This is a genomic window from Marinobacter sp., from assembly GCF_044799475.1.
Classification (GTDB): domain Bacteria; phylum Pseudomonadota; class Gammaproteobacteria; order Pseudomonadales; family Oleiphilaceae; genus Marinobacter.
In genome coordinates this window covers 3166298-3179927 of sequence record NZ_CP085217.1, presented here as the reverse complement: position 1 = coordinate 3179927, position 13630 = coordinate 3166298, and the positions used below count along the sequence as shown (strand labels likewise).

The 13630-nt window shown below is 58.6% G+C and carries 10 protein-coding genes; 1 reads left to right on the top strand and 9 read right to left on the bottom strand.

The genetic code is table 11. From position 1 onward, the window contains the following. Positions 1–4 precede the first annotated feature (4 nt). From LG327_RS14675 to LG327_RS14665, 3 genes are all read right to left on the bottom strand, one after another. The gene (locus tag LG327_RS14675) at positions 5–1255 is read right to left on the bottom strand and encodes a sarcosine oxidase subunit beta family protein (RefSeq protein WP_404362993.1); all 1251 of its coding nucleotides are present in this window, start codon (positions 1253–1255) and stop codon (positions 5–7) included. Between the two features lie 21 nt (positions 1256–1276). Next, on the bottom strand, positions 1277–2581 hold the full coding sequence (gene glyA, locus LG327_RS14670; protein ID WP_404362991.1) for a serine hydroxymethyltransferase: 1305 nt from the start codon (positions 2579–2581) through the stop codon (positions 1277–1279). A gap of 132 nt (positions 2582–2713) precedes the next feature. After that, entirely contained in the window at positions 2714–3817 is a 1104-nt protein-coding gene (locus tag LG327_RS14665; protein ID WP_404362989.1) for an FAD-binding oxidoreductase, read from the bottom strand. A gap of 418 nt (positions 3818–4235) precedes the next feature. Here LG327_RS14665 and LG327_RS14660 point away from each other — a divergent pair, with 418 nt between their 5' ends. Further along, positions 4236–5549 carry an aromatic ring-hydroxylating dioxygenase subunit alpha gene (locus tag LG327_RS14660; RefSeq protein WP_404362988.1) on the top strand — a complete coding sequence of 438 codons (1314 nt, stop codon included), beginning with the start codon at positions 4236–4238 and terminating at the stop codon, positions 5547–5549. Positions 5550–5644: 95 nt separating this feature from the next. Here the strand turns inward: LG327_RS14660 and LG327_RS14655 are convergent, their stop codons facing one another. The 6 genes from LG327_RS14655 to LG327_RS14630 form a co-directional block, all read right to left on the bottom strand. Then, positions 5645–6472: an electron transfer flavoprotein subunit beta gene (locus LG327_RS14655; protein ID WP_404362987.1), complete on the bottom strand. Its 828-nt coding sequence runs from the start codon at positions 6470–6472 to the stop codon at positions 5645–5647. Then, the gene (locus LG327_RS14650) at positions 6462–7763 is read right to left on the bottom strand and encodes an electron transfer flavoprotein subunit alpha/FixB family protein (RefSeq protein WP_404362985.1); all 1302 of its coding nucleotides are present in this window, start codon (positions 7761–7763) and stop codon (positions 6462–6464) included. Before LG327_RS14650 ends, LG327_RS14655 begins: the two co-directional genes overlap by 11 nt. After that, positions 7763–9721: a (Fe-S)-binding protein gene (locus LG327_RS14645; protein ID WP_404362984.1), complete on the bottom strand. Its 1959-nt coding sequence runs from the start codon at positions 9719–9721 to the stop codon at positions 7763–7765. Before LG327_RS14645 ends, LG327_RS14650 begins: the two co-directional genes overlap by 1 nt. Positions 9722–9790: 69 nt before the next feature. Continuing rightward, entirely contained in the window at positions 9791–11857 is a 2067-nt protein-coding gene (gene dgcA, locus LG327_RS14640) for a dimethylglycine demethylation protein DgcA (RefSeq protein WP_404369449.1), read from the bottom strand. Between the two features lie 10 nt (positions 11858–11867). Then, a complete protein-coding gene (locus LG327_RS14635; protein WP_404362983.1) occupies positions 11868–12401 on the bottom strand; it encodes a DUF5943 domain-containing protein in 534 nt (177 codons plus the stop codon). A 44-nt stretch (positions 12402–12445) separates the two neighbouring features. Then, on the bottom strand, positions 12446–13495 hold the full coding sequence (locus tag LG327_RS14630; RefSeq protein ID WP_404362981.1) for a dipeptidase: 1050 nt from the start codon (positions 13493–13495) through the stop codon (positions 12446–12448). Positions 13496–13630: the final 135 nt, after the last annotated feature.

Sequence of the window (13630 nt, the reverse complement as noted above, 5' to 3'; positions counted from 1 at the left end):
TCCTTTAGTGAGCGACGCCCGCGGCGCCGTGCTCGTCGATCAACGAGCCGGTATAGAAGCGGTCAATGGAAAAAGGCTCTGCAATGGAATGGGCCCGGCCATTGGCGAGGGTCCAGGCGAAAACATCGCCCGATCCCGGTGTGGCCTTGAAGCCGCCCGTTCCCCAGCCGCAGTTGAAAAACAGTCCTTCAACCGGCGTAGCCGAAATAATCGGGCAGGCATCCGGCGTGGTGTCCACGATGCCACCCCACTGACGGTTCATGCGCACCCGGGAGAAGATCGGGAAGAGCTCCACGATGGCCTGAAGCGTATGTTCCACGGTGGGATAGCTCCCGCGTTGACCGTAGCCGTTGTAGCCATCGATACCGGCGCCAATGACCAGGTCCCCTTTGTCGGTCTGGCTGATGTAGCCATGAACGTGATTGGACATGACTACTGTGTCCAGAATCGGCTTGAGCGGCTCGGATACCAGCGCCTGCAAGGGATGTGACTCAATCGGCAGCTTGAAGCCTGCCATGCCTGCGACCACGCCGGAATTGCCGGCGACGACACAGCCCACTTTTTTGGCACCTATGTCGCCTTTGGTGGTGTGGACGCCGACGATCCTGCCGTTTTTGATATTAAGGCCGGTAACTTCTGTCTGCTGGATCAGGTCGACCCCGAGCCTGTCTGCGCCACGGGCGTAACCCCAGGCGACGGCGTCATGTCGGGCGACGCCTGCCCGGGGCTGCCAGGAAGCGCCCAGGACCGGGTAACGGGTATTGCTGGAGCAGTCCATGATGGGAACGATTTCCTTCACCTGCTGCGCATCCAGCACTTCGCCGTCAATACCGTTGAGCCGGTTGGCATTGACCCGGCGCTGGATGTCCCGCATGTCCTGCAGGGTATGACCAAGGTTCAGTACTCCGCGCTGGGAAAACATCACGTTGTAGTTCAGATCCTGGGACAATCCTTCCCAGAGCTTCATTGAATGTTCGTAGAGCTCCGCAGACTCGTCCCAGAGGTAGTTCGACCGGACAATCGTGGTGTTGCGGGCGGTGTTGCCGCCACCCAGCCAGCCTTTTTCTATCACCGCCACATTGGTCACGCCATAACGACTGGCCAGATAGTAAGCAGTGGCGAGGCCATGGCCGCCGCCTCCGATGATTACCACGTCGTATTCTTTTTTCGGCGTGGGACTGCGCCAGGTCTTTTGCCAGTTCTCGTGATAGCTCAAGGCGTGCCTGATAAGGCCGAAAACCGAATAGCGTTCCATAACGTGACCCTTAATGTGTGGTTAAGCTGCAGCAGTAGTGGCAGACTTGCTACGGGTTGCGGGATAAACCGGGAAACGCTGGCACAGGGCGGTGACCTGCTCACGCACGCTAGCCTCGATCCGGTTGGTCTCCTCACCACTGGCCAGGGCATCGAGAAGATCACAGATCCACCCGGCCAGGGTTTCGCATTCGGTTTCCGTGAAGCCGCGAGTGGTTACCGCGGGTGTTCCGATACGAAGGCCTGAGGTCACGAACGGACTCTGGGGATCGTTGGGTACCGCATTCTTGTTGACGGTAATGTGAGCGCGTTCCAGCAGCGCGTCGGCAGCCTTGCCGGTGATGCCCTGGTCAATCAGCGAAACCAGAAAGAGGTGGTTGTCGGTGCCGCCGGATACTATGTCAAAACCGCGATCAACGAACACCTTCGCCATGGCACGGGCGTTTGCTATGACCTGACGCTGATACTGCACAAAGCCTTCTCCCATTGCCTCTTTGAGCGCTACCGCTTTGGCGGCGATCACGTGCATCAGGGGGCCGCCCTGCTGTCCCGGGAAGACCGCACCGTTGAGCTTCTTGTGCAGGGTTTCGTCAGCAAGCGAACTGAGAATCAGACCGCCACGGGGTCCTCTCAGAGTTTTGTGGGTTGTAGTGGTAACCACATGGGCGTGCTCGATCGGGCTGGGGTAGACGCCGGCGGCAACGAGGCCCGCCACATGAGCCATATCAACCATCAGCCAGGCGCCGACAGAATCGGCAATCGAGCGGAAGCGGGCCCAGTCCACAACTCTCGAATAAGCGGAAAAGCCGGCGATGATCATCTTTGGTTGGTGTTCCTGCGCCAGACGTTCGACTTCTTCGTAGTCAATCTCGCCAGTCTCTGTATTCAGCCCGTACTGCGCAGCGTTGTAGTGTTTGCCGGAGAAGTTCGGAGCTGCACCGTGAGTAAGATGACCGCCATGAGCCAGGCTCATGCCAAGGATGTTGTCGCCGGGCTTGAGAAGTGCCATGAAGACAGCGGCATTAGCCTGGGCCCCCGAGTGCGGCTGGACATTGGCATAACAGGCGCCAAATAACTCGCAGGCACGATCGATTGCCAGGCTTTCGACGGTGTCGACGTGCTCACAGCCACCGTAATAACGTTTTCCGGGATAGCCCTCGGCGTATTTGTTGGTCAGCTGGGTGCCCTGGGCCTGCATTACCCGGAAGCTGGTATAATTTTCGGAAGCAATCAATTCAATATGGGCTTCCTGGCGTTCGGACTCCGCTTTGATGGCCTCCATCAACACATCATCGAATCCCTGTAATTTATCTTCTTGGCTGAACATGGAGAGTCTCCTCAAAAGCGTTTATTCAGATCCCGGCGAAATTGCCGGTGTTAAGTCCTGTCTGGATGGTAGCCCCAGCGTTGTTGCTGAAAGTGCTTAGCGGCGTCAGCGGGAATCCTGTTTGCGACATCATCAATATTCCACTACCAGGTTTCCGATGGGCTTGCTGCAGCATGCAAGGATATAGCCGGCCTCTTCATCTTCCTCGGTGATGCCCCCGTTATGCTGCATTTCGACCTGACCTTCTTTAAGCGCTACCTTGCAGGTTCCGCAAAGGCCCATACCGCAGGCCTTGGGAATGTGCAGTCCTACCCGGGCCGCGGCGGAATGTACTGTCTCCGTCCGGGGGATCTGAACGCTCTTGTCGCTGTCGGTGAAGCTCACACTGACAAGGTCCGACTGTTCCAGCATTGCGTCGGCGTCCGCCGCTGCTTCGGCGTGTTCGATGACTTCCTCGACAATGTCCACCGGCGTCGCCCCGAACGACTCCTCGTGATAATGGCTCATGTCAAAACCCGCCTCGCGCAGGATCCTTTTGACAGCGCTCATGTAGGGGGTCGGGCCACAGCAGAAAATCTCCCACTCCATGAAGTCGGGAACGATCAGTTCGAGCATCTGCCGGCCGAGGAAGCCCCGATAGCCGGTCCAGGGGTATCCCGCCTCCTGGCGCTCGCAGATCATGTGAACATTGAAGTTTGCGATGCGTGAGCACATGTGCTCGAGCTCGCGGGCATAGACGATGTCTTTGGGTGTGCGGGCACTATGGACGAAGCAGGCCTCGACATTGGCATTGGTGTCAAAAAACCAGCGTGCCATGGACATGAGCGGCGTGATGCCGACGCCACCGGAAAGCATAAGGATCTTTTCAGAGGGATAGTCGATAGCGTTGAAATCGCCTACCGGGCCATGGGCCGCCAGTGTCTGACCGACGCCGAGATTGTCGTGAAGCCAATTTGACACTTTACCGCCGGGAACCCGCTTGACGCTTATCGAAAAGCTGTAGGGAACCGAGGGCGAACTTGAAATCGTATAGGAGCGCATGATGCTCTCACCGTCGATTTCCAGCTCCAGGGTGACGAACTGTCCCGGCTTGAAATAGAAGAGAATTGGCTGCTCAGCCACAAAGCAGAATGTGCGGACGTCCCAGGTTTCCTGTATCACCTGAGTGCATTGCACCACGTGACGACCGTTGCTCCAGGTCTGAGTGTTTACCGGATTCAGAAAGGTTGCGCTCATAAACACCTGCTCTAGCGGGAAAGTATGCAAAAAATGGCGACCCGGAGTCTGCTGTCACCGACATAACTACCAGTGCATTTTCACCGGCCGCTGCGCCCGGAACTTGCCTATTAACGACATGGAGTTATCTGTAAATGCCACGGATCAGCCGATGTTTTTTCTGCGGTATGTCCTGCGTGGAAAACGGTTTTTGACTTTCGGCCGAGGTGACAGCCTGCATTCGGGTAACGGGTTTCTGACGCGTACAGATAATTTGATCTGCCATGTCGTGGCTGGCGTTGCGCCTGTCGTGAATAGACAACTGGGTCCTGCAAAGCTGGTACACACTTCGCCAAAGCAGCCTGACGGTTCTCTTCAAAGCGGTAATCCTCAGGCACCGATCCGTAAACCAGAACCAACAACAATGAGGAGCAGCCAAATGGACCCAGTGTATTCCGGCCGTCTTAACGATCCCGTCAACAGCCCGCGCGCATCCATGACGGAAATGCTGCTGAATCGCCGGCAAAAATTTTCTTTGCCGCAGCCGCTCTATAACGATGATGAGATGTTCAAGCTGGATATGCAGGAGATATTTGGCAAGGAATGGATTTTCGCCGGTATGAGTTGCGAGATTCCGGTGAAAGGAAATTACATGACCGTGGAGATCGGCTCGAACTCCGTGATCATCACCCGGGATAACACAGGCGAAGTGAAGGCGTTTCATAACGTCTGTCGCCATCGCGGCTCACGGCTGTGCAGCCAGAGCAAAGGCAAGGTGGCCAAGCTGGTTTGCCCCTACCATCAGTGGACCTATGAGCTGGACGGACGTCTGCTTTACGCCGGCAGTAACATGGGCAGTGATTTCAAGGTTTCCGATTACGGGCTCAAGCCCGTGCATGTCAAAACCGGGGGCGGTTTTATTTTTATCTGTCTGGCGGAAGAGCCGCCTGCCATTGATGACCTCACGGCAGCCTTCGACGAGTACCTTGCGCCCTATGACATGGAAAACGTAAAAGTAGCGGCGGAATCCACACTGGTTGAGCAGGCCAACTGGAAGCTGGTGATCGAGAACAACCGGGAGTGTTACCACTGTAATGGGGCGCACCCCGAATTGCTCAACAGCCTGCAGGAATTCGACGATACCGACGATCCCCGTGCGACTCCCGAATACAAAAGTCTGGTTGCACGCAAGCAGACCCAGTGGAACGCCGAAGGCATCCCCTGGCAGTTAAGGCGCTTCGGACGCCGCAACCGTTTCACGCGCACGCCGCTGCTCGAGGGAGCCATGGCGATGACGGTTGATGGCAAGGTCGCCTGCAATAAGCTGATGGGGCGCATAAAGAACCCGGATGTGGGATCACTGCGAATTCTGCACCTGCCCAACTCATGGAATCACTTCATGGGCGACCATGCAGTGGTCTTCCGTGTACTGCCACTGGGCCCTCAACAGACGGTGGTGACCACCAAATGGCTTGTACGCAAGGACGCCGTCGAAGGGGTGGATTATGATCCCGAAAACATGCGTAAAGTCTGGGACGCGACCAACGAGCAGGATCGACGGCTTGCCGAGGAAAACCAGCGGGGCATCAACTCTGTCGCCTACGAGCCAGGGCCTTATTCCGAAACTGCCGAGTTCGGCGTGATCGACTTCCTTCAGTGGTACAGCGAGCAGATGCTTTCCAACCTGGGCCACCGGGCAGAGATTCTGAAACTGGAAACAGAGCAGGGCCAGGAGTCCGGAAGCGGGAGATAAAGAGCAGGGAATGGATTTCCGAAGTGAAATTCCTGGCCGCCCTGCCAGCCGGCGGCCAGGAATTTACTGCTGTCACACGGCTGGATACCAGTACCTCAGCGCAAGACGCCTTCCTCTTTCAACAGGGCCTGAATCGCTTCGGCGGCGGCCTCCGGGCTTACATCCTTCAACACTTTCCCGCTGCCTCCCTGGGCTTTCGCGGCGGCTGCCCTGAATCGTTCCCGGGCTGACGTTGCCGTTATGATTTTCAGGCGTTTCGGGCGTTTGCGCGCCGGAGAAACGAGCCATTCGTTCTGGGCCTCATCGGCGGTCGACTCGGTGCTGAAAACGGGAAGTGTGCCCCTTCTTGCAGGACCATAAGCTGAAGCCCTTGGTGCGGGCGCTGCACTGTCGACCGTGGCTATGGCAGGCAGGCGGACTGACAGCCGTCGACGCTGACCACGGGGCAGGGCCTGCAATGCCACGACTACACCATCCTGTATGCTTTCCACTGCTGCCACACCGCTGATGATCGGCCAGCCCAGGCGCTCAGCTAACAGGTAGGGAAGCATTCCCGAGCCTTCCCCTGTTTCAGCGCGCATGCCGCAAAGCACCAGTTGCGGCCCCAATGCCTTCAGTTCATCGGTAAGGGAGGGCAGCACATCGGCATCCGCGGTCTGCTCCAGGACGATCAGCGAGTCCAGGTCGGTTCCACCACCCATGCCTAAATAGGTCCGCAGTGCATCCTCGCCGACATCATCACAGGGTCCGGCGTGGAGAAGAGCTGGTGTGGCGCCCTCCACAGAAAATGCCATCTCCAGAGCCCGAGCGTCCTGGTCGGCCCGTCTGGGCCGCCCGGTTAATGGATGACATCCGACAGAGACAAGCACAGCGATGCTCAAACTGTTTTCAGACTCGGGGGTGGAGCTGGAATCAGGCTGCATGAGATCTGCTCTCTTTTTGCTGAAGGGCTACCAGGGCTGCCAGGACTTGCGCGGCATCTCCGATCACAGCAAGGTCGGCCCTTTTGATAATGTCACAATCCGGATCCAGGTTGATCGAGACCACCTTGTCACAGCTCTGTATGCCCTGGAGGTGCTGGATGGCACCAGAGATGCCCACGGCGATATAGACCCTTGCACTTACCCAGGTTCCACTGGCGCCCACCTGGCGGTCCCGCGTCATGAAGCCGTCATCCACTGCGACCCTTGACGCGCCTTCGGTGGCGCCAAGCACTTCAGCCGCCTTGTGAAATCCTTCCCAGTCGCGCACGCCGCGGCCGGCAGAAAGGATGAATTCGGACTCACTCAGAGCTACCTGCGCCGGATCAACGGCGACCGCTCCGAGGTTCTGGATGCGGCCGGGCAACCAGGCCAGGCCCTGGCCCGGCGAAAGCGATAGTGGCTGTGCGGCATGTCGTGTCCGGGCCACAGGTTCGGCACATTCAGGCAGGGCCAATACGATCCGGGGCAGGGGGCGGCTAATGTCCGTGACGCCAGCGGCACCCCGGCCAGTGCAGCGCAGCTCAGTGCCGTTGTCCTCGATTTGCCAGACCTGGGTTGCCGGCCGTTCGCCCAGTTTTGCTGCAAGACGCCGGCCCAGTTCGGCACCACCCATCGCCGAATCCGGGAACAGCCAGTGATCAGGTAGCAGTTCACGTTCGATATGTGTCAAAACACCCAGACGCGTTTCGGGTGCGTATGCTCTGGCTTCGCGGGACGCGGCAGACCGGTCCTCGTAGTGCAGCAGTCGGTCAACGCCGGCGTCACCGAAACCGTCTTCGCGCAGTTCATCAAAAACCACGGCGAGCACGGCCCCGGGCCTGTCAGGATTGGCGTCCGCCAGTTGCCTGGCCAGGCCGAACAGGTCGCGGTCATGTGCACAGAGCCGGCCGCCGGGAAGATCGGGCACCACGGTAATCAGGAATGCAGGGTTTTCAATTACCACGGACTTACGCGCATCCGCAGGTGCCGCCTTGCGGCCGCCACGCTGGTTGGCGGTGGTGCCGCCCTGAGCGCCACTGCGATCGATGCGTTTGAGCCCGCTGATGCCGACGAATCCCACCTTGTGGGGATCGCGTCGGATCAGCCCGTTGGGCCCCTGCCAGACGTGGGCCTCCGTAGAATCAGTAACTGGGCCCGCAAGCGTTTCCTCATGGAGCGGATGCAGGCGATTGCGGGCGATCCATTCCCAGCGCGGGTCACGACGGGGTAAAGAGCCGGTGTCATTGTGCATCAGTGCGTTACCTCAACAGTGGGCCGTGGCGAAGCCGCGGGTTTTTCCCTGCCCGGCTGGACCAGATTGGCGGCTACCAGCTCGGCGATGTCGCGGACCTGAGGCGAGGGCTCAACAACACCCTCCAGCATGGCTGTACATTGTGGACATCCAACGGCTACCAGCTCTGCCCCGGTTTCCCGGATGTCTTCCATGCGCATGTCCGGAATCCGGCGCTTGCCCGGAATATCAATGACCGGCGCGGCGCCACCACCGCCACAACAGCGGGATTTATAACCGCTGCGCTGCATCTCGACCACCTCCATCCCCAGAGCCTTGAGGACATTACGGGGAGCTTCATACTCACCGTTGTAGCGGCCGAGGTAGCAGGGGTCGTGATAGGTGACGCGATTGCCCTTCCAGGGAGACACCTGCAACCGGCTGTTCGCCATCAGGTCAGCAATAAAGGTGCTGTGGTGGTATACAGTGTAATCTCCGCCCAGCTCGGGATACTCGTTCTTCAGTACATGGAAGCTATGGGGATCGCAGGTGACAATGGATCTGAATCCTGCTGTTGCCAGGGTCGCGATGTTGCGTTTTGCCAGGCTCTGGAACGTGGCTTCATCGCCCAGTCGGCGGGCGAGGTCACCACTGTCCCGCTCGTCGTTTCCCAGTACCGCAAAGTCCACGTCCGCAGCCCGAAGTATCTGCACCAGGGCCCGCAGTGTTCTCTGGTTGCGCTGGTCAAATGCGCCGTCGCCAATCCACAGCAGGATATCTGCGGATCCCTGCTCTGACATCAGAGGCAGGTTCAGGTCGGCGGCCCAGTGCATGCGCGAATCGGGAGAGAAGCCGCCGGGATTATCCGTGGCAATCAGATTTTCGATCACCTCCACGCCCTTGCCGGGAGTAACGCCGAGCTCAAGGGTGATGTGACGCCGCATATCGACGATGGCATCCACATGCTCGATCATCATCGGGCATTCCTCGACACAGGCCCGACACGTAGTGCAGGACCAGAGTGTTTCCGGGTCTACCAGTCCTTTGCCTTGCCTGGCCACGATGGGCTGATCATGCGCACCGGAATGTTCGCCGACCGGCTTGCCGGGGTAAGGAGAGCCGTGATAGCTGGCATCGGTGCCGCCCGCCATGCCCACGACCATGTCCTGAATCAGTTTTTTCGGGTTTAGCGGCTGGCCCGCGGCAAATGCCGGGCACACAGCTTCGCACCGGCCGCATTGCACGCAGGCATCGAATCCCAGCAACTGGTTCCAGGTGAAGTCTTCGGGTTTCCCTGCTCCCAGAGGAGCTTCCCGGTCGCCAAGATCAAGGGCTTTCAGTCCGGTCGAACGCCCGCCGCCAAAGCGCTCCGGGCGGCGGTGGAAAGCCAGATGCAGGGCGCCGGCAAAGGCGTGTTTCATGGGGCCGCCCCAGGTCATGCCCAGGAACATTTCCCCCAGACCAAGGGCAACGACCCCTGAGAGGGCGGCCGCCAGGGCCCAGCCGCCGATATCGGCAGGGACGACTCCGGCAGTGGGTAGCGTGACGAGAAAAATGCCGAGGGAAAATGCCATCAGGCTTTTAGGCAGCCGCATCCAGGGTCCTCTGGACAGGCGGTCGGGCGGATCGATCCGCCGTTTGGCCACAAAGAGGCTGCCAACAAACATGCACAGAGCGGAGGCGATCAACAGCCAGGCCAAGGGTGCGCTGTCCAGGCCAAAGCCATGAACAACAATGGCCAGGGCCGCAGCAACGACGAATCCACCAGCTGTCGCCACGTGCGTCCGTGAGATGTATTTGTCCCGCCCCACAATATGGTGCAGATCCACCAGATACCGACGGGGCATCGATATCAGGCCCCTGAAAAAGGCCACCTGTGATGGCCTTCCCCGGCGCCACAGGAAGACCCGGCGGGCCGCTCCGATAATCGCCAGCGCAAGGGCCGCGATGATCAGAACAGTTAGGAGTTGATCAAGCATTTCAGTTCTCCTGTTACCGGCCCGGCTGAGAGCCGGGCAACGGGACATTCAGCCCGGACGAGTCTGTGCTCAGAAGTCCTTGCATAATCTCAGCGCGTCATAGATAGCCGCATGGGTGTTCCGGGGAGCGTTGCAGTCTCCCAGACGGAACAGCAGAAAGTCTTTTCCGTTGCCACTGAGTGCTTCTAGCGCCGGCTGTGGCTTGATGCTGAAAAGCGCATCAAGGTCCATCTGACCGTTGTTTATGGACTGGTCCTTGAGGGCGTAGTAAAGGGTCTCATCCGGCCGGATGCCGTTTTCAACCACAATCTGGTCCACAACCCGCTCTTCCTGGACGCCGGTGTACTCGTTTTCCAGCACGGCGACCAGCTTGTCGCCCTCCCGGTAGACTTTGTGGAGCAACAGGTCAGAGGTCATGATCACCTCCTTGGTGTAAAGGCTGCGGTAATAGGTCGGGAAGCTGGTGCCGCCGACGCCGGCACCGGGTTTGATGTCATCGGTCACTATTTCGACTTTCGAGCCTTTTTCGGACAGGAAGTCTGCCGCCGACATCCCTGGAAATTCGCAAATGGTGTCGTAGACCAGAACGTTCTTTCCGGGTTCGACCACGCCGTTGAGAATGTCCCAGGTGCTGACAACCAGGCCTTCCTCGGCGCCCCATCCGGGCTCCTGGGTAAGAAAAGGCTGGCCACCAGTGGCGACAATCACGATATCGGGATTGAGTTCCAGAAGACCCTCATCGGCGCGGGTGTTTAGGCAGACCTCAACGTTGAGTCGTGCCAGTTCAAGCTGGAACCACCGTGTAATACCGGCGATCTGATCGCGCTGGGGGGCCCTGGCGGCGATGGTGATCTGCCCCCCGAGGGCGTCACTGGCTTCGAACAGGGTTACCGCGTGGCCGCGCTCGGCTGCTACCCGTGCAGCTTCCATGCCGGCAGGCCCGCCACCGACCACCACCACGTTACGCTTTTGCCCGGTGGTCTTTTCGATGACGTGGGGCAGACCCATGTACTCCCGCGAAGTGGCGGCGTTCTGGATGCACAGTACATCAAGGCCCTGGTACTGACGGTCGATACAGTAATTGGCTCCTACACACTGCTTGATCTGGTCGACCTGACCCAGTTTGATCTTGTTGACGATGTGGGGGTCCGCGATATGGGCGCGGGTCATGCCCACCAGGTCTACATAGCCTGCTTCCAGAATGCGCTGGGCCTGGTTGGGGTCTTTGATATTCTGGGCGTGAATGACAGGAACCTTGACCACTTCCTTTATGCCCGAAGCCAGATGCAGAAACGGCTCCGGCGGGTAGGACATATTGGGAATCACGTTGGCCAGGGTGTTGTGGGTGTCGCATCCGGATCCCACCACGCCGAAGAAATCAACCATGCCGGTGGCATCGTAATAGGCCGCGATCTGTTTCATGTCGTCGTGGCTCAGGCCATCGGGATGGAATTCGTCCCCAGTGATTCGCATGCCCACCACGAAATCGTCGCCGACCTCGGCGCGAACGGCCTTGAGCACCTCCATGCCAAAACGCATGCGGTCCTCGAAGGTGGCCCCCCACTTGTCAGTCCGCTTGTTGACCCGCGGACTCCAGAACTGATCAATCAGATGCTGGTGCACCGCCGAGAGCTCGACCCCGTCCAGTCCGCCTGCCTTGGCGCGTCCTGCGGCTTTGGCGAAATCTCCGATGATGCGCAGAATTTCCTCTTCTTCGATGGTTTTGCAGGTTGCCCTGTGAACCGGCTCGCGAATGCCCGAAGGAGACACCAGGGAAGGCCAGTCAAAGCCGTCCCAGCGTGAGCGACGACCCATGTGTGTAATCTGGATCATGATCTTGCCGCCATGCTTGTGCACGGCATCCGCGAGATTCTGAAAATGCGGGATGATGCGATCCGTGGACAGGTTCACCGAACTCCACCAGCCATGGGGGCTGTCGATGGAAACCACGGATGAGCCACCGCAGATACACAAGCCGCAGCCACCCTTGGCCTTCTCTTCGTAATATTTAATATAGCGTTCGGTGGTCATGCCGCCGTCGGTGGCGTAAACCTCGGCATGAGCGGTGCTTACGATCCGGTTCCGGATCGTCTGCTTGCCGATCTGGATTGGTTTGAACAGTTCTTCGAAGGCCATCATCGGATCCTTATTTCAGTGGCTGCACAATAAATACGCCATGGTCACAGCCGGCTTCGGCGGCGCTTTGAACCTGCTCTGCATATGTCTGCAGCGACGAGCCAGCGGCGGCGAGAATCTGGTTCATGGCGCCGGCGAACCAGCCAGTAAACATGTAGTCCACCTTGCGACCGGCCTTTCCGTACACGTAGACGAAGGCGCTGTAGTCGAGCCGGACACGGGCCGTTCCCTTCTCTATGTCGAGCTCTTCGATGGTGAACATCCCCCAGCCGCGCTGGGACAGGCGGGTCATGTAATGCTGGAAAACCGCCTTTCCTTCCAGGCAGTGCAGTTCGGATTCTTTCTGACACCAGTGCCATGCGGACTTGTAGCCTGCGTCGTAAAGGATCTCGGCGTAACGCTCCGCCCCGATTTCCTGCTCTATGGCCATGTGGTTGTTGACAAAGAAATGGCGGGGTACATACAGCATGGGCAACGCATCGGTTGTCCAGACCCCGGTTTCCGCGTCCACTTCGATTGGCATTTCTGGCGCAGTTGCTGCCATTGTCTTTTCCTCAAATCAGTCAAAGAAGGATGTGCCTGAGGGTCTCAGGCTACGTTGCTGGTGGTCGTGAGAGACCCGGATTCATCTGCGGGGGCAGACTCGATCGCTCGCGCGTCCTCGGTGTCCCAGACCTCGCCAAGAACCCGCACCCAGTTTTCGCCCATGATCTTGCGCACCTGGGACGACGAGAAACCGTGACCAAGCAGGGCTTCAGTCAGGTTGGGAAATTCGCCTATGGTGCGGATGCCCAGAGGATTCACGATCTTGCCGAATTCAGTCAGCTTGCGTGCATAGCCCTTGTCGTGGGTCAGCATGTCGAAGAATTCTTTGCCGTGGCCCTGGGTGAAATCAGTGCCTATGCCAATGGCATCCTCGCCCACAATGTTCATTACATAGGCGATGGCTTCACAGTAATCATCGATGGTGGAGTTGATTCCGTTCTTCAGGAAAGGGGCGAACATGGTCACGCCGACAAAGCCACCATGGTCCGCAATGAACCTGAGCTGCTCATCGCTCTTGTTCCTGGGATGGTCCTTGAGGCCGGAGGGCAGGCAATGGGAATAGCAGACCGGCTTTGTGGATTCGAGAATGACTTCTTCTGAAGTTTTGGCGCCAACATGGGACAGGTCGCACATGACCCCGACGCGGTTCATCTCGCCAATAATCTCGCGCCCGAAGTCCGAAAGCCCGCCATCGCGCTCATAGCACCCGGTGCCGACAAGGTTCTGGGTGTTGTAGCAAAGTTGCACGATGCCCACGCCGAGACGCTTGAAAACCTCGACGTAACCCAACTGGTCTTCGAAGGCATGGGCGTTCTGAAAGCCCATGATGATGCCGGTTTTACCTTCCTGTTTGGCACGGAAGATGTCGCCGGTAGTGCGGACAGGCCGGACCAGATCAGCGCTTTCACGCATCAGCCGGTTAACCATCACGATGTTGTCGACGGTGTCCTGGAAGTCCTCCCAGACCGACACTGTACAGTTGGCGGCGGTCAGACCGCCTTTGTGCATGTCTTCAAACAGGTCGCGATTCCACTTGGCGATAATCAGGCCATCAATAACGATCGAATCACGGTGCAGTTCAGAGGGGGTCATGGCTAGCTCCAGGCATAGGGATATGGTCGAAGCATATCCCTCTGGCACATGCCCAAATTGACTGGATACGACCGAAAGAATCCTGGAAACGTCAAAAAATTTCCCGGGCCCCGCTAAACGCGGATCCGACGTCTT

Excerpts from the sequence above, each read along its gene's own strand:
- LG327_RS14675 (WP_404362993.1), bottom strand. The coding sequence starts at position 1,255 with ATGGAACGCTATTCGGTTTTCGGCCTTATCAGGCACGCCTTGAGCTAT.
- glyA (WP_404362991.1), bottom strand. The coding sequence starts at position 2,581 with ATGTTCAGCCAAGAAGATAAATTACAGGGATTCGATGATGTGTTGATG.
- LG327_RS14665 (WP_404362989.1), bottom strand. The coding sequence starts at position 3,817 with ATGAGCGCAACCTTTCTGAATCCGGTAAACACTCAGACCTGGAGCAAC.
- LG327_RS14660 (WP_404362988.1), top strand. The coding sequence starts at position 4,236 with ATGGACCCAGTGTATTCCGGCCGTCTTAACGATCCCGTCAACAGCCCG.
- LG327_RS14655 (WP_404362987.1), bottom strand. The coding sequence starts at position 6,472 with ATGCAGCCTGATTCCAGCTCCACCCCCGAGTCTGAAAACAGTTTGAGC.
- LG327_RS14650 (WP_404362985.1), bottom strand. The coding sequence starts at position 7,763 with ATGCACAATGACACCGGCTCTTTACCCCGTCGTGACCCGCGCTGGGAA.
- LG327_RS14645 (WP_404362984.1), bottom strand. The coding sequence starts at position 9,721 with ATGCTTGATCAACTCCTAACTGTTCTGATCATCGCGGCCCTTGCGCTG.
- dgcA (WP_404369449.1), bottom strand. The coding sequence starts at position 11,857 with ATGGCCTTCGAAGAACTGTTCAAACCAATCCAGATCGGCAAGCAGACG.
- LG327_RS14635 (WP_404362983.1), bottom strand. The coding sequence starts at position 12,401 with ATGGCAGCAACTGCGCCAGAAATGCCAATCGAAGTGGACGCGGAAACC.
- LG327_RS14630 (WP_404362981.1), bottom strand. The coding sequence starts at position 13,495 with ATGACCCCCTCTGAACTGCACCGTGATTCGATCGTTATTGATGGCCTG.